This window comes from Lactiplantibacillus sp. 3062 (assembly GCF_055413545.1).
Window position 1 is genome coordinate 81,710 of record NZ_JBVAYE010000004.1, and the last position, 23,916, is coordinate 105,625.

Annotated in this window: 17 protein-coding genes; 14 read left to right on the forward strand and 3 right to left on the reverse strand. The window is 46.2% G+C overall.

The window, feature by feature from the left end:
* Positions 1–124: 124 nt before the first annotated feature.
* A complete protein-coding gene (locus ACWQAU_RS08090) occupies positions 125–2,632 on the reverse strand; it encodes an excinuclease ABC subunit UvrA (RefSeq protein ID WP_027821783.1) in 2,508 nt (835 codons plus the stop codon).
* Between the two features lie 143 nt (positions 2,633–2,775).
* On the opposite strand from ACWQAU_RS08090, the gene ACWQAU_RS08095 reads away from it, so the two are divergent.
* From ACWQAU_RS08095 to ACWQAU_RS08145, 11 genes are all read left to right on the forward strand, one after another.
* Complete coding sequence (locus ACWQAU_RS08095) at positions 2,776–4,608, forward strand: DUF2207 domain-containing protein (RefSeq protein WP_033608045.1); 1,833 nt, start codon at positions 2,776–2,778, stop codon at positions 4,606–4,608.
* 86 nt (positions 4,609–4,694) lie between these two features.
* A complete protein-coding gene (locus ACWQAU_RS08100) occupies positions 4,695–5,489 on the forward strand; it encodes a Cof-type HAD-IIB family hydrolase (protein WP_015380831.1) in 795 nt (264 codons plus the stop codon).
* Between the two features lie 313 nt (positions 5,490–5,802).
* Positions 5,803–7,425 carry an ABC-F family ATP-binding cassette domain-containing protein gene (locus ACWQAU_RS08105; RefSeq protein ID WP_003644778.1) on the forward strand — a complete coding sequence of 541 codons (1,623 nt, stop codon included), beginning with the start codon at positions 5,803–5,805 and terminating at the stop codon, positions 7,423–7,425.
* A gap of 94 nt (positions 7,426–7,519) precedes the next feature.
* Positions 7,520–8,725, forward strand: a complete 1,206-nt coding sequence (locus ACWQAU_RS08110) for a CPBP family intramembrane glutamic endopeptidase (protein ID WP_027821785.1) — start codon at positions 7,520–7,522, stop codon at positions 8,723–8,725.
* Positions 8,726–9,192: 467 nt separating this feature from the next.
* On the forward strand, positions 9,193–10,023 hold the full coding sequence (locus ACWQAU_RS08115; protein ID WP_015825877.1) for a phosphotransferase: 831 nt from the start codon (positions 9,193–9,195) through the stop codon (positions 10,021–10,023).
* Positions 10,024–10,099: 76 nt separating this feature from the next.
* Positions 10,100–10,627: a GNAT family N-acetyltransferase gene (locus ACWQAU_RS08120; RefSeq protein WP_021356584.1), complete on the forward strand. Its 528-nt coding sequence runs from the start codon at positions 10,100–10,102 to the stop codon at positions 10,625–10,627.
* A gap of 262 nt (positions 10,628–10,889) precedes the next feature.
* Complete coding sequence (locus ACWQAU_RS08125; protein ID WP_011101965.1) at positions 10,890–11,435, forward strand: GNAT family N-acetyltransferase; 546 nt, start codon at positions 10,890–10,892, stop codon at positions 11,433–11,435.
* 76 nt (positions 11,436–11,511) lie between these two features.
* Positions 11,512–12,456 (forward strand): DNA/RNA non-specific endonuclease, encoded by a 945-nt coding sequence (locus ACWQAU_RS08130; protein WP_027821786.1) that lies wholly within the window; start codon positions 11,512–11,514, stop codon positions 12,454–12,456.
* 497 nt (positions 12,457–12,953) lie between these two features.
* Positions 12,954–13,283, forward strand: coding sequence for an ArsR/SmtB family transcription factor (locus tag ACWQAU_RS08135; RefSeq protein WP_003642181.1), 330 nt, complete (start codon positions 12,954–12,956; stop codon positions 13,281–13,283).
* Positions 13,284–13,381: 98 nt separating this feature from the next.
* Positions 13,382–13,936 carry a TetR/AcrR family transcriptional regulator gene (locus ACWQAU_RS08140; RefSeq protein ID WP_003642180.1) on the forward strand — a complete coding sequence of 185 codons (555 nt, stop codon included), beginning with the start codon at positions 13,382–13,384 and terminating at the stop codon, positions 13,934–13,936.
* A gap of 24 nt (positions 13,937–13,960) precedes the next feature.
* Positions 13,961–17,281 (forward strand): YhgE/Pip domain-containing protein, encoded by a 3,321-nt coding sequence (locus ACWQAU_RS08145; RefSeq protein WP_027821787.1) that lies wholly within the window; start codon positions 13,961–13,963, stop codon positions 17,279–17,281.
* Between the two features lie 151 nt (positions 17,282–17,432).
* Here the strand turns inward: ACWQAU_RS08145 and ACWQAU_RS08150 are convergent, their stop codons facing one another.
* Positions 17,433–17,984 carry a hypothetical protein gene (locus tag ACWQAU_RS08150; protein WP_027821788.1) on the reverse strand — a complete coding sequence of 184 codons (552 nt, stop codon included), beginning with the start codon at positions 17,982–17,984 and terminating at the stop codon, positions 17,433–17,435.
* A 489-nt stretch (positions 17,985–18,473) separates the two neighbouring features.
* Positions 18,474–19,868: an MFS transporter gene (locus tag ACWQAU_RS08155; protein ID WP_027821789.1), complete on the reverse strand. Its 1,395-nt coding sequence runs from the start codon at positions 19,866–19,868 to the stop codon at positions 18,474–18,476.
* A gap of 269 nt (positions 19,869–20,137) precedes the next feature.
* On the opposite strand from ACWQAU_RS08155, the gene ACWQAU_RS08160 reads away from it, so the two are divergent.
* Genes ACWQAU_RS08160 through ACWQAU_RS08170 form a run of 3 tightly spaced genes read left to right on the forward strand, consistent with a single transcriptional unit; the run spans position 20,138 to position 23,846 of the window.
* Positions 20,138–21,889, forward strand: a complete 1,752-nt coding sequence (locus tag ACWQAU_RS08160) for an ABC transporter ATP-binding protein (protein WP_027821790.1) — start codon at positions 20,138–20,140, stop codon at positions 21,887–21,889.
* Positions 21,889–23,676: an ABC transporter ATP-binding protein gene (locus ACWQAU_RS08165; protein WP_003644847.1), complete on the forward strand. Its 1,788-nt coding sequence runs from the start codon at positions 21,889–21,891 to the stop codon at positions 23,674–23,676. The genes ACWQAU_RS08160 and ACWQAU_RS08165 overlap by 1 nt, the downstream gene beginning before the upstream one ends.
* A 41-nt stretch (positions 23,677–23,717) precedes the next feature.
* Entirely contained in the window at positions 23,718–23,846 is a 129-nt protein-coding gene (locus ACWQAU_RS08170) for a hypothetical protein (RefSeq protein ID WP_003642173.1), read from the forward strand.
* Positions 23,847–23,916 lie beyond the last annotated feature (70 nt).

Here is a 23,916-nt window from a genome sequence, read left to right on the forward strand (position 1 = left end):
ATCGCAGCACAACAAAAGCGTGTCTAACCCCTAGCAAGTTGACTAGCTGGGGGTTAGACACGCTTTTTGATTAAATATTCGATAAGACCGTTGTGATGAATGAGGTCGGTCATCAGTTCATTGGTTAAACGTGGAATAGGGCCAAATGCGTCTTCAAATATTGCCCTGTTACACTAGTTGGATTTTGACTAACGGCTAATGGGGTACCGGTGGCGACAATGTTACCACCGTTGATACCGCCCGCGGGTCCCATATCGATAACGTAATCAGCGTTGGCGATTACGTCGAGATCGTGTTCGATGGCAATGACGGTTGCCCCTTGTTGAATCAGTTGGTCAAAGACTTTGACGAGTTGCTGAATGTCGAGCGGGTGCAAACCGACTGAAGGCTCATCGAAGACAAAGAGCGTTCCCGTTTGGCGTTTGCCAATGCGGGAGGTGAGCTTCAGGCGCTGAGCTTCGCCACCCGAGAGTGCCGGCGTACTTTCACCTAATAGTAAGTAGCCTAGTCCCATATCATGCAGAATCTGGAGTGTATTAGCGATGGCGGATTGCGCTTTGAAAATTGGTAGGGCCTCGTCAACCGCGAGATCTAAAATATCCGCAATCGAATAGCCATGCCATTTGACGGTCAGCGTCTGTTTATTGTAGCGCTTGCCGTGGCATTGGGGGCAGACTTCGGTGATGTCTGGCAGGTATTGCACATCTAAGGAGATTTGGCCCGTACCACCACAAGTTGGGCAAGCACCCGCAGCGACGTTATATGAAAATTGGCTAGCGGTCCAACCGGTTGCTTGTGCTGCTGGGGTGGCGGCGAATAATTGGCGTAGATGGTCGAGAATGTTGGTATAAGTGGCGACCGTTGACCGTACATTCTTACCAACGGGCACTGAGTCGACGGTAACAACGTGCCGAATGTGACCATTGTCAAAGGCCTTAACGTGGGTTGGGAGTGGTCGCTTTTTAGCTGTGGCAATCAGTGCTGGAATCAAACTATCTAGTACCAGAGTCGTTTTACCAGCGCCGCTCATACCCGTGACGGTCGTGAAACGGTTTTTGGGAATGCGCGCCGTAATGTCTTGGATGTTAAAGTGATGAGCCACTTCAATAGCAAGGGCCCCCTTTTTCCAGAGCGCATCGTCGGTTAATACGGGGCGTTCACGCAGCGTGGCAGTACCGGTGAGAAATGGCGCAATTAAGGACTCTTTGTCCTGCTTGATGGCTGCGACAGTGCCTTGTCCGACAACGGTACCGCCGTGCTTACCAGCCCCCGGACCAATCTCAATAACATCATCAGCTGCACTGATAATACTAGTGTCGTGGTCAACCACCACGACGGAATTTCCTTGGGCGACTAGCCCGCGGAAAGCTTTGATTAGGCCCGCCACGTTAGCTGGATGAAGTCCAACGGAAGGTTCATCAAGGACATATAACACGCCAGTCGTGGTGCTACGCAAAGTGCGTCCGAGCTGAATGCGTTGTAATTCACCAGTTGACAGGGTCGCGCCGGGGCGACTGAGTGTGAGGTAGTCGAGTCCAAGTTCTTCCATGGGTTGCAGGCTGAGTAGCAATTCATCAACAAGGGATTGTCCAAGATGATGCATCTTAGTAGGTAGCCACGGGACAATCGTGGCCGCAAAATCATGCAAGGCGGCGACAGTCATATCACTAACCGTCGCAATGTTTTGACCATTTAATTCGTAGTTAAACAACTGAGGATTGAAGCGTGATCCGTGACAATCTGGACAAGTATCAAACTTGTAAAAGCGATTCAGCCGAGTAATTGCCCGTTCATTTTTGGTCGTCGCCATACTATCTTCAACGGCGGCAAAGGCGTTCTCGTAGACAGCGTTGTCCATGTGAAAGATTTTACCTTTAGCGCTTGGAATGTTGATGGCAACGGTTTGCTTAGGACCATGCAATACGCGTGTTTTATCGGCTTCACTAAGGTCTTTATACGGAATATCGATGGGAATCCCAATTTCGCGTGCAACGATCGGCATAAAGTTACGTCCAGGCAGGTGCCAAGAAGCAACGGCCCCTTCTTCGATAGTTTGATTTTCATCCGCAATAATGAGTGCCGGGTCAATTTGGCGAACTTGGCCTAGGCCACCGCAAGTCGGACAGGCCCCACCTGAATTGAAGGCGAAATCTTCGGCGCCGGGCGCTCTGAATTTGGCGCCACAAGTCGGACAGGTGACGTAACCATCATTTTCAGCCACATCGAGCGTTGGTGGCATGCGGTGACCATTGGGGCAAACTGCTGAGCTGAGTCGTGAGAAGGCTAGCCTTAAGATATTTAAGCTTTCAGACATGGTGCCGACGGTTGAACGGACGCCGGGAACCTGGGGGCGTTGGCGTAGCGCTAATGCAGATGGTAAGTATTGTACTGAATCAACACTGGCTTTGCCGACCTGATTGATTCGGCGGCGGGTAAAGGTTGACAGGGCGTTTAAGTAGCGGCGGGCCCCCTCAGCGTACAGGACGCCCATTGCGAGTGATGACTTACCGGACCCACTGCGACCAGTAATCGCAACAAATTCGTTGAGTGGAATGTCGATATCGATATTTTTTAAATTATTGACGTGTGCGCCTCGCACTTGAATGTGAGTCGGTAACGTGGTTTGTGGCATGACTAAAACCCCTTTCGTGTCACTTTATATGCTACAACAAAAGGACGGCTTTGCCTAAGAAAGCGGTGGCAGTATCTCGCGCCCCACGACCGGGGGAGTATGATAAACTAGGGCTAACGATTATTGGAGGGGGCGATGGTGAGATGTCGAAGAAGCGACGATTAAGTTGGCTGAGCGTGCTCGGACTATTGGCAGGATTTTGTTGGTGGTTTAGCTTAGCAATGCGCGCGGCTGCGGATTATGATATTGACCAATATCAAGTCAATGTAGCCATTCAACGTGATGGTAGTGCGAATGTAACGCAAGCGATGACTTATCAATTTGATGATGATTATCACGGGGTATTTAATGTTCAAGATTTGAAAGGTATTCAGGGGGCCCAGTTGGAAGGGGTCACGACGCAACTGAATGGTGGGACCACGGTGACGGCGGCGCCAAGTGAAACGGGGGCCAACAACACGTATCAGTTGACCCAAAATGCTGACCGGATGCGTGTCAAGCTCTACCGGCAAGTTCAAGAAGATGATAAGTTACGGGTTGTCTATCGGTATCGGCTTAAAGGGGTCGTAACGAACTATGCAGACACGGCCGAACTGAATTGGAAAGTGATTGGTAGTGGCTGGGATGTACCACTGAATAATGTCAAAATCGTGATTCAGTTACCTGCCAAGAATGTGAGCGCGTTACAAGCCTGGACGCACGGACCGTTGAGTGGTCAGACGAAAGTTGAGCGCGCGGCAGGCCGGGTGACGATGACGTTGGGACATAATCCCGCGAACCAATTCGTTGAAAGTCACCTACTATTTCCAACCACGGTCACGGCGACGAATACGCGGACGAATACTGCCAAGCGAAAAGCGACGGTCCAAAAACAAGAAGCTAAGTTGGCACAGGAAGCTAATGAAAAACGGCGACGTAATCAGTTACTGCGTCGCGTTATCTTTGGTGCCGCGGTGGCTGGTTGGTTATTGGTCATGATTGGCTATCTTTGGTGGCTGGCTCGTCATCCGGCTAAGCCACATCAGCAGCCGATTCCCATCAATCATTCATTTGACGTGCCACCAGTAACACCAGCAGTTGCTGAGTCATTGTGGGCACAGCGGTCGCCGAATACGGATGCTTTAACGGCTGAAATTTTGCGAGCAGCAGCTAATCACGAAATAACGATTGAAACGGTTGCGGGTCACCGAAAACCGGATGTGCGGTTAACGCAATTGAAACCAGTGACTAACTCATTTTTGGCTCACTGTTTTGATAAAATCGCGGTTGACGGGCAGTTCATGTTAACGGATCTCAAAAAATATGGGAAGCGTGATAAAGCTGGTCGGTTGGGCAAATGGTTTAGCCGCTGGCAGACCGAAGTAGACCAAGACGTGGCGGTCTATCAAGACGAAACTAATTATCGGCTTCGTAATCAATGGCTGATGGCAGCAGTTGTCGTGAGTGTTATGGGGATGATTGCCACGGGTGCTGGGTTATTAGTTAGTCCGAAGGTCGTGACCCTGATGGTGATTCCAGCGGTAGTGGCCGCGGTGGCTTTCTGGATCGGCTGGATAATTCAAAGGCGGCGGATTGCCATCAATACTGACGCAGGCTTGGAATTACGTAATCAAATCAATGGACTACGCCGCATGCTTAAGGATATTGGGCACTTTAATACGGTCCAAGTCGGTGATTTGATTTTGTGGGAACAAATCTTGCCATACGCCGCGGCTTTTGGACTAGCTAATCAAGTGACTAAGCAATTGGCGATTGATTTTGGTACGGAAGCATTGGCTATGGGGATGCTCGTGTATTACCCACTCTTCTATGCGAATGGTGGGCTGGACTTCGATTTGTCCGGTGCAATCAACGATAGTTTTAGTGGCGCCTTAGATGCCTCTGGAAGCGCTAGTTCGGCGTCGGGTGGTTCAGGAGGCTTCTCCGGCGGTAGTTCTGGTGGCTTTGGCGGTGGCTCCGGTGGTGGTGCCTTCTAACAAAGTATCAGAAAAGACTTGTACTTTGCGGGCATAATCGGTAGGCTAAGGGGTAGAAAAGGCTTACATGAAATGGATGATTAGTAATGACGATTAAATTAATAGCAACGGATATGGATGGGACGTTTTTAAATGATCATGGTGATTATGACCAGGAGCGGTTTGCCAACGACTATGCGGCGCTACAGCGGCGCGGTATTCAGTTTGTGATTGCCAGTGGTCACCAAGCGGCGGAACTAGCCACGACCTTTAGTGCTTACCCTGAAATGTGGTTGATTGGTGGTAACGGCGCAGAACTGTGGCAACGAGAAGCGGGACTCAAAGCCGCGACGTTCAGTCCCCAAGCGACTCAGCAAGTGTTAGCGGCCCTGGCACCGTATCCTGAATTACAAGTGGCATTGTGTGGCACCCAAACGGTCCATGTGTTGGCGCACGCGAACCCGCAGTTTGTAGCTAATATGCGTGACTACTATTACCAATTAGAGACATGTGCGGATTTAACCACAGTTACTGATCCGGTTGTGAAGTTCGACGTTATTTGTCCCGCGGCAATGACGGACCAGTTAGTATATGAACTTACCCCTAAGCTCGCTGGCATTGCCGTACCCGCTTCAGGTGGTCAGGGCAGTATGGATTTGATTCAGCCGGGAATGCACAAAGGCCGCGCCCTCAAACAGCTTGGTGAACAGTTGGGTATTCTGCCGGATGAGATGTTAGTTTTTGGCGACGGCACCAATGATCTTGAGATGTTTCACTATGCGACCCATGCGGTTGCAATGCAAAATGCGCCTGAAAATGTCCAAGCCAATGCGACAGCGGTGACAGGTACCAATGTGGACAATGGTGTATTGGATTATATTGAACAACATATTTTGAGTTAACTTTTGTGAGACCAGTATTTTGCTAACTTGGGTTACTTGGTGTGCGTGATGATCGTCAGACGGGGCTTTGGTCGCGCAAGCCTGTTCACTAGACACGGTTCAAACTGGTGTTTACGGGTGGGGTTAATTTAGTTTGTTTATGAAAATGATAAGATACTTTCAGAAAATCACGTATGGTTTTGATTGCCAAACGAGCTGAAAGCATGCTAAAATTAAAGTTATATAATTAACGACACAGAGGTCTGGAAGGTTTGTTTAATTCCGACCTCTTTTCTATCGGACAATTTCACTTTAAAAAAGAAGAGGTAATGGAATGCTCACCGTAAATAATGTTAGTATGCAGTTTTCAACACGTAAGCTTTATGAAGATGTCAATTTAAAATTCACGCCGGGAAACTGCTACGGCGTTATTGGTGCCAATGGTGCTGGTAAGTCGACGTTCTTAAAAATCTTGGAAGGTAAATTACAACCGACTACTGGGACGGTCTCGATGGGGCCTAACGAGCGGATGTCTAGCTTGAATCAAAATCACTTTGCTTTCGAAGATGAAGAAGTGTTAGCAACTGTTATTCGTGGTCACGAAAAGTTATACGAAATCATGACTGAAAAAGATGCGTTGTATGCCAAGCCTGATTTTAGCGATGAAGATGGGATTCGGGCCGCTGAATTAGAAGGCGAATTTGCCGAAATGGATGGCTGGAACGCGGAGTCGGAAGCGGACCAGTTGTTACAAAACCTTGGTATCGATGAATCGATGCAACACTTGAAGATGAGCGAGTTAACTGAACCGCAAAAGGTGAAAGTCTTATTAGGTCAAGCGCTGTTTGGAAGCCCCGACGTGCTATTACTGGATGAACCGACGAACGGGTTGGACGTCCAATCAATTAGCTGGTTGGAAGACTTTTTGGCTGGTTACGAAAAGACAGTCATTGTCGTTTCTCATGACCGGCATTTTCTAAATCAAGTTTGTACCCACATGTGTGATGTCGACTTTGGCAAGATCACACTATTTGTTGGGAATTATGATTTTTGGATGGAATCTAGCCAGTTAGCGGCCAAGTTGCAAGCGAATGCCAATGCCAAGAAAGCTGACCAAATTAAAGAGTTGCAAGAATTCGTGGCGCGATTCAGTGCCAATGCTTCGAAATCTAAGCAAGCCACCTCACGGAAGAAACAATTGGAGAAAATTACGTTGGATGATATCAAACCATCATCACGTAAATATCCGTTCATTAAGTTCACGCCAGACCGTGAAATCGGTAATGACCTTGTGAAGGTCGAGAATGTCTCCAAGTCGATTGAAGGCGTTAAGATTCTTGATAACATTAGCTTCACGCTCCGTCCCAATGAAAAAACGGCGTTGATTAGCCGCAACGATTTGGCAACGACAACGCTGATGCAAATTATTGCTGGGTCGATGGCACCAGATAGTGGCACGGTGACCTGGGGACAAACGACTTCGCGGACTTATTTGCCTAAAGATATTAATGAAGAATACGCGGGTAGTGAATTGCCAATTATTGATTGGTTACGCCAGTTTGCATCGAAAGAAGAAAGTGACAATACTTTTTTGCGAGGTTTCCTGGGTAAAATGTTGTTCTCTGGTAGCGATGTTGAACGACCAGTGAACGTGCTATCTGGTGGTGAAAAAGTACGGGGAATGTTATCAAAGATGATGCTTAGTCGGGCTAACGTCTTATTATTAGATGATCCGACCAACCATTTGGACCTGGAATCCATTACCGCACTGAATGATAGTCTGATTGATTTCAAAGGCGCCATCGTCTTTACTTCTCATGACCATGAATTTATTCAAACGATTGCCGACCACATTGTCGAAGTGAGTGCGAAAGGCGTTGTTGATCGTGGTGATACGACTTATGATGAATACTTGGCCCATGAAGCAACACAGGGCCGGGTGCAAGATCTTTATTAGTTAGTCGTGGAATCCGATAAATCTAAACAAAATCACGTGTGAGCGTCCCCCAATCTGGTATGATTAATGCATATCAGATTGGGGGATTTTTTTTATGACGCCGGAAACCGAACAATTATTACGACGCTGGTACATGGGGCAGCTCATCGTGTTATTTGGCGCGGCCTTTATTCAACTATTTACGTTTGATGGTGGTGTGTTTTTCCCAGTTGGTGGTATGCAGTTGCTGATATGGGGACTGTTAGCCTGGTGGCCAGCTGCCGAGGAGGACCAAGCACAGTGGCGGCGTTTGCGACATGTTAATTATTATGTCCAAACAGTACTGCAGTTCACACTCTTGCCGATTTTACTGGCGAACCTCGTGGCTTGGTTAAGTCAGCTGTCATGGTTAGACGAGCAGGGATTGATTGCTGTGGGGATGGCTTATTTAATGGTCGCATTCGTACCGGTGGCAGTGGTGGTCACTAAACCGATCGAATCTGTGATTGGCCGGATTGCGGTCCTAATTACGGCTATTTTTAGTGGTGTCGTCAGTGCGCAGCAGACTTTTTTGATTTTACCGAATCTGCAAGCACCATCAGTATTCGAGATGGTCAGTGATACTGGTATTTTAGGCGCCCTGGGCTTTGTGATTGCTGTTGGGGTCTTACTGCGGGGATGGGGATTGACGGGCCCATCGTGGCGGTTTAATCGTCAGGCCCAAACTAGTTTAGTGGTTGGGCTGATCGTGGTGGGAACGGCTTTTAGTCTATGGAATGCCTTTAGTGCGGGTGGTTCATGGGCGACAACGTTCACACATTGGGACTTCCAGCTACGGTCAGCGACTTGGAAAATGTTTTTGAGTGGGTTAGAACCGGGAATCGCGGAGGAATGGTTGTATCGTTTTGCCGTTTTAACCTTGTTATTACAAGCTTTTCGGCATCGGCGTTACCAGATCGACTGGGCAGTGTGGCTAAGCGGTGGCCTATTTGGAATGTGGCATATTACAAACGTTTTTGCGGGCCAACCCTTGTCAGCCACGGTTGAGCAAATCATTTTTGCAGCGACACTAGGCTGGTTTTTAGCCTCGACGTACCTATACTCAGGTAGTATCTTGCTGCCGATGGTGATCCATGCTGCTATTGATATTTTGAGCATGATGGCATCAGGTAGCCAGACAATGGTTAAGCCGGATGTGTTCGAATGGCAAACAATCGGTGCTACCGTCATTATTTTTGTTGGCATAACGATTTATTTCTTGACCGGTTCTCGGCGACAAGTTATTCAAGCACATGTCAATCAACGGCTTTCAGCTCAATAAAGGCCGACTGTTAAGACCATAGTGGGCGACTTTGTTCGTTAAAGATAAACTGGGTGTCCGTAGCCAGAGACGATTAAGCAATACCAGGCTAACTTTTAGTTGGTTTAGACCAGTTGTAACATTTTTGTAATCTTCGTGTTATCTAAACGCAATGCTGGCTCGCTATACTAAAGACAAAGTTATGAAGCAATACATACGCTTTGTCAGCGGATTTAGGTTGGGAGCCGGATCGATTTACTTTGTCAGGACATTGTTAATAAGCAATTATTGATAGTGATAAGTAGCTCAGTTAGCTGAATCATAACGTTTGACAAGCATTTATACCTCTCGGGATGGGCTGGGTCCATGACGAGGCACATACACAATGGCAAGCTTGGGGTTTGCAAGTCGATCAGAGAAAGGGACGGTTGGTTACCGGCCCTTTTATTGTGGTTAAAATTTGCGAGAATTGGATTTAGGAGGACGAAATGAGAACGCTGCATAAAACGTTAACACGGTTATTACAGGCAGACTTGATTCCGATTGCGCATGTTTCATTTAATGAGATGTATACCGGCTATAGTCGCCGCTATGACACCGTAGTTTTTGTTAAAGTTTTCAGTCCGAATCACGAACGTAAATTTAGAACTGAGCAGCAAGTGACAGCGCAACTCACAGACCGGGTCTTAGCCAGTTTTCAATTAGCAAGTCGCGAGTGGGTGTTGGTGTTGCGAGATTGGCAACTAACTCCTGTACCGACAACTTTGACTCCAGCGCTCGTTTACCAAATGGGTCAGGTAGTCTCCAGATTTCACCACGCAATTCAACTTCCAACAACCGCAGACCTGATGCCGGTTCTGGATTTCGATGGGATGGCCGCCCGGGTTGAGCGGTTAAAGACTAGTCCCCATTACGACGCGCTGGTGTCCTTATTACCATACTTTCTCGACCACCGGACGATGATTATAACCGCACTAGCACCGCAACCAGTCATGACACTGCATGGGGATATGGGTACTCGTAACTTTCGCTACCATCATGGTCAGCTTGTTCTGATTGATTTTGAACGAGCCCGTCACGGGTACGCCCTCGAGGACTGTTTGAAATTCTTTTTTGAAGATCTTCAACAATCTGCAACGTTGATTCAAGCTTTTTGGGCTGGTTATGGGACAGACTTACAAATACCACCATTAGTGACACAGTGGTTACTGTTACAATGTAGTACTGGGATATTTACGTACGTTAATCAGATTACTGACCCCCGATTTGAAGCGGTAGGAACTGCGATGCTGGCACAGGTGACTTTGCCAAATCATTGAGAGTGGAACGAAATAATTTACATTTGCCAGTAGATTATTATAATTAACGAATCAATAATAATTTGGAGATGGCAATTTGACTCAGTTTGAAACGGAACGGTTGATATTACGACCAATGACAGCGGCGGATCATGATGCGTTAGCGGACATGCTTTTTGATTCGCAGGTTGTCGCTTATTTACGTTACCGACGGGTTCAGAGTCCGGCCGCGTTCGAGCAACTGTTTACGACGCACTTTTTGGCAGACACGACCACTGTTTTTGGCATTGAACGTCGCCGTGATCATCAACTGATTGGGTTTTATGAGTTTCATGGTAGTGGTGCGACTGGTGAATTGACGTACGCTTTAAGCCCAGCTGCGTGGGGGCACGGTTATGTTGCGGAAGCCGGCAATTGTTTGATGCATTATGGGTTTGAAACGCTGAACTATGAGACCATCGAGGCTCACTATGCGAGTGCCAACCCTAATTCTGGCCGAGTGATGGCTAAGATGGGCATGCAAGCGGCTGGAGAACTGCACACGTTTACCAGTGATAAAGGTGAAGTGATCCACGTCATGCGGTACTTACTGACCAAAGCAACCTGGCGCCAACTTAGTGCTTGACCTGAAACGCGTTTCAGCAGCTATACTAAAATTGTTGCGACAGCTTGCAACACACGCTTAAGACTTATGACCACCATTCTTTCAGCCAGAATGGTGGTTTTTTTAGCTGTCGTTGTCCCTAAGTGAGCTAAAGTCAAGGACGGCCAGCTTCGGTTCGCTGGAAAAGGGGCCGTTTAATGTAAGTTTATATGTCCACGAATGTGATTGTTGTTAGGGTGGTTTTTCGATATAGTAGACCTATGAATTGAGAGGGCGTGATCAAATGACGGCAACAATTACAATTCGACCGCTTCAGCGCGCAGAATTAACGATGCTATGGCAACTAGGTTTTAGTGATCCAAATGCGGAGTGGACGCGCTGGAATGGACCGTATTTTCATGACCAACTACCGACTCAAACAGACTTTGAGACAATTATTGGCCCCCGTGATTGGTTGATTCGACCGCGTAACTGGGTCATCACACGGGATGGTGTGATTGTCGGCAGTGTTAATTGGCACTTTGTGGATGGTTCCCTCAAACGCTGGTTAGAGGTAGGCATCATTATCTATAATCAGGAGCATTGGGGTGAGCATATTGGGCGCACCGCGTTGACTAAATGGTTGACCCACTTATTCCAAGAGGAGACGACTTTGCCGCACATTGGATTGACAACGTGGTCGGGGAATATGCGGATGATGCAGTTAGCGGAAGCCGTGGGATTAAAGCAGGAGGCCTGGATTCCACAAGTTCGTTATTGGCAAGGGCAGTATTATGACTCGGTCAAGTATGGGATTCTAAGGAACGACTGGCAAGTACAAAAAGATTAAAAGAAAACGTTTGTTCCCCTTGTAAAAGTACGGTATGATAGAACCGTACTTAAAAAAGACGGGGTGGAAGAGAATCATGGTGAAATTAATGCGACGCGTTGGCATAGCGGGTCTCTTGAGTTTGAGCTTGCTGTTGGGTGGTTGTAGCTTGTTAACGTCTGGTACGGATACGACGAGTTCGACGACTAGTCAGCAGTCTGAATCCAGTCGTAATCAAACGACCAGTACGACTGGTAATACGCAACAAACTTACAAACAACTGGCAAAAATGACTTATCAATCGGGCAGTGCTGCGGCCATCAAAGTTAATAGCGGTAAGAGTACGCTGGCAGCGAGTCAGTGGAAAAATTCTAAGATTGATTACGGTAATTTAGATTCATTGAATCGGACAACCACGGACACGGCTTACTTGAGCAAGGCCAATTTAGGACGGTCTGAAGGACGGACGGCGCAAACGTGGAGCCCAACTGGCTGGCATAATCAACCGCTTACCGTTAATGGTAAGCGGGTCTATCCGCAAAATCGCGGGCACTTGATTGCTTACACGTTATCCTTTAACTTGACGTCTAATGGGCAGTATCGCGCTGGTGAAGATGGTAGCTTAGATAACCCGAAAAACTTGGCAACTCAGACGGCCTACTCGAATCAAAAAACGATGCAGATTTATGAAGATCAGGTGCGTACGGCGTTAGAACAAGGTAAAAAAGTCATTTATCGTGTGACGACGGTTTTCCGTGGCAACGAATTGATGCCTCGTGGTTACTGGTCGCAAGCAGTCTCAACCGATGGCAGTGTCAATTTCAACGTCTATATTTGGAACGTTGAGCCTGGCGTTAGCTTCGACTATGCTACTGGTCGTGGGAAAGCGGATTCGACGATGCAGGTTGCTGGGGCTGATAAAGTCAGCAGTAGTCAGAATACAAGTACGAGTCGCTCGTCTCAATCGACGACCACTAGTAAGCAAGTCGAGCGCGAGTTGGTTAAGTATGGTTACAAATATGTGAAGAAGGCGTTGAATTAAGCGGCAAGACAGTCATCTAGGTCAGCATAATGGGCACGGTCGGCTGTTAAACGTCGTTTTTTCATACAACAATTTAATCTAAATGTCCTGTTTTACGACAAAAGGTTCAAAGTAGGACTAGCAAAGTTTCACTGAGCGATTATACTGTAGTTATTCGAGTTACTTAACCGCCGTTAATTTGCTGATGTTTCTGTCATTATTAACAAGTAACGCGATGTCTTAGATCATGGGGCCTTCCCAAACACCTATGATTTTCCATACAACGGCTCCGGCTCCCAACCGGACGTTGCTATCAATCGTTTTGATTGCTAGTACTAATTACCCTTGGAGACGTCTGACTGCGTGGTCAGGCGTCTTTTTTTTGCGTCAAATGCGACAAAAATAATAATTTGTCGCGTTTATCGACAAAGTGGATTTAGGTGTTGCAAACGGATTCAAAAAGCTTTATCATTGATACATTCGAACATTAGAATATAAGAATATAGGAGGCTAATCGCATGGTCAGTAGTGAAGAAGCACTGCAAGAATTTCGAGAAACAATTCCGATCTTTGAAGTCTTAGCCGATGAACGGCGTCAACAAATCATGATCGAACTTTCGCAACACGCGCAGGGCATGACTGTTGGTGAATTAACTGAACGGATGCATATTTCGCAACCGGCCGTTTCGCATCAATTGAAGACGTTAAAGGAACGACACTTTGTCGCAGTTGAACATCAGGGGACCCGTAACTATTATCGGGTGACGTTTGACGCGCCACTAACGCAAGTTGAGCATTTGATTCACACGCTTAAGGCGGACTTGGAATTGAAACCGTACTTGCACTAAACTGCATGAACACCAGCAATCGTTGCACGGGGATGCAGCGGTGTTTTTATGGCAAATATATTCTTCTATTCGAATATAAGAATTTAAAAAACGGGGTGATGGTAATTTCAATTCGTACGGAGCTGGATTTACAGCGGGCGATGTACCAATTGTTGGAGCAACGTTCAATCTCACAAATTACGGTTGAGCAGATCTGTAAGCAAGCATTTATACATCGCAGTAGTTTTTATCGTTATTATACGGATAAATTTGATTTGCTCAGGCAGATGGTGATGCACACGTTAGATGAACTATTGGCTGCTGAGCGAACTGATACGGTTGGTTCGGCAATTATGTCGACGTTTATCGGGGCGCACACGCAAGTTTTACGACATTTATTAGTGACGAACAATGAGGGTGACAATACCCGTTCTCAACAAGTGATCAATGACTGTTTTGTCACGGTCGCCGAGACGGGGGCGGATGATCGGGTTTTTGCGATGATTCGCCAGTCGCAGCATCCCGATTTGACGGCGTACTTAGTCAGTGGGGTCGTCACAAGTATTGTCCAGTGGCTCAATAACGGTCATCGTGATGGTCAGGCGGCCAGCACGCAGGTGATGATTCAGGGGACGCTTGCGACGGTGTTTTCACTTGAGCAACACACAGTTTAATTATTTGAAGGAAGGTTTCAGGTTGTGAAAATGATACGCGACGAATGGCGGTCAATTCGTCATAGCAAAATACTATGGATTTCAGTTTCAGTCATGATTTTGATCCCGTTTTTATACAGCATCTTCTTCTTGAAGTCGGTGTGGGATCCATATGGGGATACGCAAAACTTACCAGTGGCTGTCGTTAATGAAGATAAGTCAGTGAACTATCAAGGCGAAAAGTTTGCAGTTGGTAAGCAAGTCGTGACGAATTTAAAGAAAAATAACGATTTAGATTGGCACTTTGTGTCGGCTAAAAAAGCCAAGCAGGGATTGAAAGACCGGAAATATTACACGGTCGTCACGATTCCTAGCAATTTCTCAAAAAATGCCACAACGATGACGGATACCAATCCGAAAAAGATGAACTTGCATTATGAAACCAACGAATCGTTGAATTATATTGCTAAAGTCATTACCGATACTGGTGTTTCACGAGTTAATAAGAGTATTCGGGCGCAAGTCACTAAGGCCTACGCATTAGCAATCTTCAAGCAGATTCGGACTGCCGGTAAGGGCTATCAAAAAGCCGCCGATGGGGCTACCAAGCTTAAAGATGGTGGCGTTGAACTGCAGGATGGCTTGACGACGTATACGACGGGTGTTCATACGTTGAAGAACGGGACGACTGAGCTGAATACGAAAGTGCAGCAATTACCTGCTGGGATTGCTAAGCTTGCTGATGGTGGTAGTGCGTTGAAGACCGGTCTGGATACGTTGAATAGTAAGACCGGGGCATTAGCCAGTGGTGTTAGTCAGTTATCAGATGGTTCCGGGCAGGTTACTAGTGGGCTTGGAACGTTGGATAGTAAGACTGGGGCGTTGGTTAGTGGCGTCAGTCAGTTGGCAACTGGATCAGCAAAAGTAAGTAATGGTCTGACGACATTGAATGGTAAGACTGGTACGTTATCAACTGGCGTTGTTAAGCTAGCAGACGGCTCTAAGGCCTTGCAAGTAGGAATTGTAAAATATACTGGCGGTGTTTACACTGTCTCGCAAGGGTTAAGCAAACTGAATAGTCAAACAGGAGAATTGTCAAAGGCTGTGCCGCTGCTGAAAGACGGTTCCTCAACATTGAAGACTGGTGTTTCAGATTATACTAGTGCTGTTAATAAGATTGACGGCAAACTAAAGACCGCTTCTAATGGTGCTGGTATGCTTAGTCAAGGTGCAAATCAATTAAAAGAATCAACAAGTGGTTTAGAAGCACAATCAACTCAGTTGCTATCTGGAGCAACAGATGTCAATAATGCGTTAAAAGGAATTCATAGTGGTAGCAGTACAGTAACGACTGGACTCTCAGATTTGTATAGCGTGGCGACATCTGATAGTGAAAAAAAGCAGATTGCAACGTTACAGTCTGGAATGACTGCGATGGCGTCAACATTGGAAGATGTTGATGCACTTATTGCAAATTTAAAGGGCAATGCTAACGCAGCAAATATTTCTGCTCTAAATAGTGCGATTAATAACGATGTAGCTACTTTGACGGCATCCACGGATACTAGCAATGTAAGTGCTGAAATTAATACTAAAATTGAAAGTATTAAAGATGCACAACATTTAACGGATGCTCAAGTTAAAGCGCTTGAAGACACACTGTCCAGTGTTGGTAAAGGCAACTCGGATAGTACTGCTAAACAACAAGCAGCTACGGACTTGAATGCCAAGATGAAGCAAGTTCAGACAACACTGGGAACAGTTTCTAAAGCAACGACAGTCGATGCTAGTTTGGCACAAAGCTTTGAAAAGTTGCAAAGTGGTGTGAATACGTATATTGATTCTGTTAATCAATTAGCGGCCCAAATTCAAAAGCTTCAAGCTGGTTCTGCAAAATTAACCGATAGTCTTGAGCAGGTTCAGTCCGGAACGAGTCAACTGACTACTGGGCTAACTCAATTGGATGAGGCGGTACCAGGACTAACCTCTGGGATTTCAAACTTATCAAGTAAGACCACAGACTTGTCTTCTGGTCTAGGACAGATTTCAGAAGGAACGACTGCGCTCAATAGTAAGTCTGCTGATCTCAATAGTGGTGCAGGCAAAATCCAAGGTGGACTAACCGCGTTAAATGGTCAGGTCCCAACTTTAGTGGGTGCTATTGCTCAGCTAAATAATGGAACCACGGAACTAAATAAAAGCTCTAGTACATTGAACAGCGGGGCAAATCAAGTGGCCGCTGGCAATCAAGCATTGAACGTGCAGGTGCCAACGCTAGTTTCTGCAATTAGCATGTTAACCGGTGGCTCAGGTCAGGTTACAAATGGGTTAATTCAGCTCAACGGTCAGGTACCAGTTCTGGCTAGTGGCGTTCAACAACTCTTTGCTGGTTCAAGTAAGGTCACAAATGGTTTAGTAACGTTAAACGGTCAAGTACCAGTCTTAGTAAGTGGTGTTCAACAACTTGACACCGGTGCGGGGCAACTAAACAGTGGCTTGCAAACTTTACAAGGTAGTACCGGTCAATTAACGAGTGGTGTCAGTCAATTAAATGACGGGGCCACCCAGCTTGACAACAACTCTGCCAAACTCCTATCCGGGACAAAGCAGATTAAGAACGGTAACAAGACACTTGCGACTTCCTTGCAAGAAGGTGCGGATCAAGTTAACGCGACACCATTAAAGAACGCGAATGCGAAAATGATGGCGGCGCCAACTAAGACGTCCTATAAAGACTACACGCACGTGCCAAACTATGGTCATGCGTTAGCACCTTACGTCTTGTCACTGGCTTTGTATGTTGGGGCAATCGTCTTCAACTTCGCTTATCCAATTCGACGGATTGCGGATGACGACGGCACGCCAACACAATGGTTCTGGAGTAAAGTTGCTGTTGGTGGTCCCGTAGCACTTGCGATGGCGGTCATTGAAGCGACAGTGTTATTAGTTGCTGGTTTGAAACCAATCAGTGTACCTGAATACTACTTGACGGCAATCATGATTGCCTTAGCGTCAATGTTCCTAGTCATGTTCTTATCGATGCTATTCGATAACCCAGGACGGTTCGTCGCAATGGTTATCTTGATGCTACAACTTGGTGGTTCTGGTGGGACCTTCCCAATGGAAATTACCAACAAGTTCTTCAACGCTATTCACCCGTATTTGCCATTAACGTACTCGATTCAAGCGTTCCGGCAAGCCTTAACTGGTGGTTGGGGTAGTGGTATTTTCTGGTCATCAATCGTTGTCTTAGCAGGAATTACGATTGTGTCGCTGGGATTACTGTGGGCTTCCATGGTCTTCCTCAAGCAACACGATATGCAAGTTCCAGCCGAGGCTGAAATTCAGATGAAAGCTGGTAAGTAATTACTGGTAATCATATTATCGCGCTTCTAAGACGAAAAACCGCGTCTTGGGGGCGCGGTTTTTTTCTCGAAAAGGGTTAAATTTTAATTTTACTGATACCATAATTCGAAGACATTACTTTTTTCTACGAGTGAGCGCAACTAATGAATAACTAGGCACATCTAATCGCGTACCAGGCCAATTGTGCGGCGATAAATCCGACTCCGATGCCATCTCCAAGGTATCTGATTAGTAATTTAGCCGCTGCCTTCCACGCCTTTCTTTGGATTAATCCTTGAATGCCTCCGCGTAATAATGCTTGGAAAGTTTGGTAGCCAATCATGTCCAATAATTGATTTTTCATACAGGACCAAAAACTTCTAGTTTGAATACTATTTAGCTTGCCTTGGTTGAATTGCAAATTTCGCTTGTATTCATATTTCATTATCTCGTTGATATGCTGCAATTGGTTCTGGTTATTGGAACCGTATTTTGATACTAAAGCGTTCACATCTAAGTTTGTTGCTAATCCAGTCTGGGGATCATACCGAATGCTATTTGATACATCTGCTAATTCTTGAGCGATACAATCTATGGCTTGTTGTGACGATGATGTTGTATTGGCAGAAATTTTCAAAGTTATGGTAGTAGATATTAGGATACTGCTCAATAAAATAATGACCAAAGTAAATTTGTGAATGTTAGCTTGACTGGTATAATTCATTGAACTTCCTCCTTATTCCGGTAGTGTACATTTTTGAATTGCGTATGTATAATAAGACAAAACGAAACCGGTTTCAATAGATGGGAGCAGGATATGATGGCTGTTTTTAAATCAAGTTTCAAACAAAGCATGATTGTTTTTGGAATATCAGTTATTTATTTTTTTGTTTTACATGGTGGATATGATTTTCTCACACAATACAAATATTGGTTTACAGAATACTGTGCTAATGTTTTGGGTATTTCCATTATTTATTTTGTAATGTCACTAGCTTTCAATTATGTCATCATAATATGGAAACTCTATTTGAGAAAGCATTGAGATAGTAATTTGCTTAATAGTGTGTTTATTGACGCTAGAGTACGCGAAAAGGCCCAGGTCAAAGAAAACCTGAGCCTTTTCGATGTAGATTTAAAGCATTTAAATAATTAATCTCCAAAAATGCAGCAATCAATCCACTTGCAAGACTAACGATGCTACCAGTCAATCCTAGTTTTGCCCCGCTTCAAGTCGTTTAACATGCAGAACACTAACCAAAATGGCGATTGCCAACACGAATAATAGCAAGAAATCCAACTTGCTTCCCATAATCGTTCCAGTTACGGTGGAATGATGAATTTCAAAGCCGGCAATTACAGCGGACATAATACTGGTCCCGATTGAACCGGCGTACTGTTGCATCATACTGAACATCGAGTTTTGATCGGATTTTTGAGGCAGAGGGACGCGGGTGCTACCATCCGAAATCGCAGTCCCAAAACCAGTATTAAAGCCGACGCGTAGTAGCGCGTAAATGACAGCCATGATGATGACTGTGAAGTAATCGGTTGTCAGCCAGAATAATAGTAAGGCGGCGCTCGCCATGATGGCACTAAATGTTAATAAGGTCGTTGGGCCTTGTTTATCGTAAATTCGACCGGCGATTGGCCTAGTGATGGCGCCGACGATTGCGCCGGGAAGCATCATGAGCCCCGCCGTCATGGCCGAAGCCCCAAGGACGGTTTGGGCGAAAAGTGGCAGAACGAACGACAACCCGATATTAATGAATTGTAAACCAAAGTAATTAAATAGCCGAAGTCGCAAGATTGGCAATTTGAGAATTGAATAATCAATCAGTTGGCGACGCCCCTTGATGGCGTACGTCACCATTGCACCAATCATCACGATGCTCCACAGACACCAGAGGCCGAAGTTCGGCGACAGCCAGCCGTGAGTTCCCGCGTTGTTAAACGTGAACAACAGACTAGTGAAGGTGATGGCTAAAAGGATTGCGCCCAGATAGTCGAATTTTTTATCGCCAACACCTAAGGCCTTCCCCGAAATGTTGAACGCCCCTAAGATTGCCAGTAATGCCAATAACGGTACGATACCAACGAAAATTGCCCGCCATGACCAGACGCTAGTTAAAATCCCGCCATAAGTTGGTCCGAGAGCCGGGGCTAGAGACACGATGACACTAGCTAAACCGGTATAAGTTCCTAGTTGATTGCGAGGGACGTAAGTGAAAATCAACTGGAACATCAGTGGAATCGAAATCCCAGTGGCTACGGCCTGTAAAAGGCGGCCAGTTAATAATACGGAGAAATTCGGCGCTAACCAACAAAGAAGGCCCCCAAGCAGACACACGAGGGCGGCAAATAAGAATAAGGGCTTGGGGTTAAACCGCTTTAGAACATAGGCCGTGGTACTCATGACAATGGTTGTCAGTAATAGGTAACCGGTCGTCAGCCACTGGACGGTATCTAGTGAAACCCTCATTGTTTTAATCAGCGTGGGGAACGTCACATTCATCGATGTTTCCACGAGAATCCCGACAAATGAGAGTAAACCAACGGATAAGATTGCCAGTTTGGTTTTTAAAGTGACGGTACTTGGTTGGGACACAATCAACACTCCTTATAAAAATAATTGGCGTATTTTGGACAGCTCACCAAGCCCAATAGTCGGTGGTAAAAATCAGTAATCTGAATTTTTACGATTGAAAGGGACGATCGTAATGACCGTCCCACTAACGTCCCCAGTTTAAGCTTATTTTCAATCTGGTGCAATCACTTTGCATTCGGGATGGAACTTATCATTAAGGGGTTTGCGCGAGGTATGGTATTATAAAAAGTTGTCTAATTAAATTTTAATTAAATTATTGGAGGTGCGCTGTGAGTATATTTTTGAAATTAGGCTGGTATTTTCGGCGTGAATGGAAGTTGTACCTCGCGGGGGTGCTTGGACTAGTTTTGACTGCCATTATCGGCATTGTGCCGCCCCGGATTATTGGGGACGTCGTTGATGGGATTAATCAGCACAGCTTGACGGCGCACACGCTGACGGTCTATTTAGTTATTATTGGTGTGGCCGCCGTTGGTCAGTACCTGGCGCGTTATTTATGGCGGAATGCCATCTGGGGTGGTGCAGCCGGCCTTGAACGAACGCTGCGGGAACGACTCTTTTGGCATTTTATGAAGATGGATGCGACGTTTTATCAGCAATACCGTACCGGGGACTTGATGGCCCATGCGACCAATGATCTCACGGCGGTTGAACGGGTCGCTGGTGGTGGCATTCTCCAATTTGCGGATTCCATTATTACTGGTGGGACAACGCTGATTGCGATGATGACACTAATCGACTGGCGACTGACGCTGATTGCGGTGGTGCCTTTCCCATTATTAGCGATCGTGTCACGGTATTTGGGTAAAAAAATTCACGTCGCGTTTCGTGCCTCCCAAGCCGCCTTTTCGCGACTGAATAATAAGGCGCAGGAGAGTATCAGTGGAATCAAAGTGATCAAAGCGTTAGGTCAGGAAAAGGCCGATGTTGCTGACTTTAATCAACAGATTGATCAGACGATTAAGATCAATCGGCATGTCAACGTACTCGACTCGCTATTTGATCCCGCGATTACCATGATTATTGCGTTATCTTACGGCGCCACAATTATTTTGGGCGGGTTGTACGTGACCCATGGTGTCATCACAATCGGTAACTTGGTCTCGTTCGTCACTTATTTGGGAATGATGGTCTGGCCGATGTTTGCGGTCGGGATGTTATTCAACACGATGGAACGGGGAAACGCCTCGTATGATCGGGTCATGGAATTATTGAATCAGCAAAGTGCCATTATTGATGCCAAACGGGGCATTGAACAGCGCCCGCATGGTGATATTCAGTATCAAATCAAGCAGTTCAATTATCCCAACGATGCAGGAACCAGTCTGAGTAACGTGGACTTTACTTTGAAGGCGGGACAGACGCTCGGAATTGTCGGGCGGGTTGGTGCTGGTAAATCAACGATTATGAAACTGATTTTGCGTGAATTTGATCAGTACGAGGGCCACATTACTTATGGTGGTCACGATATTAAGCAGTATGCGCTTGATAGTTACTTACCAGCTCTTGGTTATGTGCCCCAAGATAGTTTTCTGTTCTCGAATACGATTCGCGAAAATATTCGTTTTGCCGATCCGACTGTGAGTCAAGCCGTTGTGGAAGCGGTCGCCGCCAAGAGTGATTTGAGTGGTCAGATTGCCAGCATGCCCGCTGGTTACGATACCCAAGTTGGTGAGGAAGGTATCTCGCTATCTGGAGGGCAACGCCAACGACTAGCCATTGCGCGGGCCTTACTCATCAATCCTGAATTGCTGATTTTAGATGATGCATTATCCGCGGTTGATGCCGAAACTGAGGCAGAAATTTTAGCTAATCTAAAGGCAGAACGAGCAGACAAAACGACGATTATCGCGGCCCACCGGTTAAGTTCGGTGATGAACGCTGATGAGATCATTGTGTTGGATGCCGGTCACGTTGTTGAACGAGGGACCCACGCGCAATTAATGACGCAACACGGGTGGTATCAGAAGATGTTTACGCGCCAGCAATTGGAGACCAAAGTGGAAGGAGCGGTGCAATAATGGCAGCACGTCAATCGGTATGGGCACGTTCCATGCCTGTTAAGGAACAACTCACGGTTATTCGGCGACTATTGCCGTATGCGAAACCGTTCAAATGGTTTTTTATTGCGGCCATCGTTTTTTCCGGTCTGATTAGTGTGGTTAATATCTATCTGCCGCGTGTATTACAGACCTTTATTGATCATTATCTCAAAACAGGACACGCCACGGTACCGGTCATGTGGTACTTTGCGGGCCTGTATTTCTTCGGCATGGTTGTGCGCGCGTTGATGCAGTTCGTACAGAACTTCAGTAGTACGATGGGGGCAGAATATATGCTTGAAAATGTCCGCCGACAAATGTTCGCCAAGTTGCATCGGATGGGCATGCGCTACTTTGATCAAGTCCCTGGTGGCTCAATTTTGTCACGCCTGACTAACGATACGATGTCGTTTTCCAATTTTTGGGCGTTGTTTAATACATTATTTACCGCCTTTTTTGCGGTGATTTCGTCGTTTGTCGCGATGTATCTCACCGATGCGCAGATTGCCTTGTGGTTATTGGTTTTCATGCCTTTTTTGGCTGTAACGATTTGGTATTATCAACGGTATAGCTCACGGGTTTACCGGCGAATGCGGGAACGGCTCAGTGAGTTGAATACCAAGTTGAGTGAAGCAATTACTGGAATTAGTGTTATTCAGCAATTTCGACAAGAACACCGCATCAATGGTGAATTTGATCATACCAATGATGCCTATTTTAAGACCCGCCAAGCGATGATCCGGACGAACTCATTATTATTAAGTCCACTGATCGACTTGTTTTATGCGTTAGGGACGGTCATGGTTCTGGGAATCTTCGGGGTTCGTGGACTCAATGGTTATGTGGCTGCCGGGGTCGTTTACGCGTTCATCACGTACCTGAATAACTTCTATAATCCGATGACGTCGATGATGGATAATTTGTCAGACTTTCAAGATGGCGTCGTCGCCGGATCACGGGTTTTACGGGTCATGGATGATCCAACGATTGCCCCGGCCCAACACGCCGATCCTACGGCTAAGATTACGCGCGGTAAGATTGAATTTCGGCACGTCACCTTTGCCTATGACGGCCAGCATCCGGTCTTAAAAGACGTTTCATTCGTGGCTGAACCAGGCCAAACGGTGGCACTAGTTGGTCAGACGGGGAGTGGAAAAACGTCGACGATTAATGTTTTGATGCGGTTTTATGAGTTTCAGTCAGGAGAAGTTTTAATTGATGATCGCGACATTCGTGAGTATCCGGCTGAGGAATTGCGACAGAAGATGGGGTTGGTCTTGCAAGAACCGTTTATGTTTTATGGTGATATTAATTCCAACATCCGAATGTTTAACGATCAGATTTCAGATGAACAAGTTCAAGCAGCGGCACGGTTTGTAAAGGCCGATGACTTCATCAACGATTTACCTGAGAATTATCAGTCACGCGTCATTGAGCGCGGGGCCAGTTATTCTTCAGGACAGCGGCAATTGATTTCATTTGCGCGGACGATTGTGACTGACCCTAAGATTTTAATCTTGGACGAAGCCACGGCGAACGTCGATACTGAGACCGAAGAGATGATTCAGACTGGTTTGGATCGGATTCAGGAGAACCGCACGACGATTGCGATTGCCCACCGCTTGTCCACGATTCAAAATGCTGATTTGATCCTGGTCTTAAATCAGGGGCAAATCGTTGAACGCGGTTCCAACGACGAGCTATTGCAACAGCATGGTTACTACTATGATATGATTCAGTTGCAAAATTCCGCTCACGTCGATTAAAGTGTGGTATGCTCGATTTAAATTAATTGAGGTGATGCCGAATGCGTCGAAAATTATCGTTAATGGTCGTGATGACTGTTATTAGTACGCTGGTTAAAGTGGGCTGGCAATTAATCTTAGCGCGCCATCAAGCGCCTAAAAAGTTAAAAATTAAGGTAAAACTGAAATAAACATTGTCGTCGTGTCGGTAGCGATGCTTACGGCGATTCAATCAGTTGTCATGACCGACCGTTCTGGAAA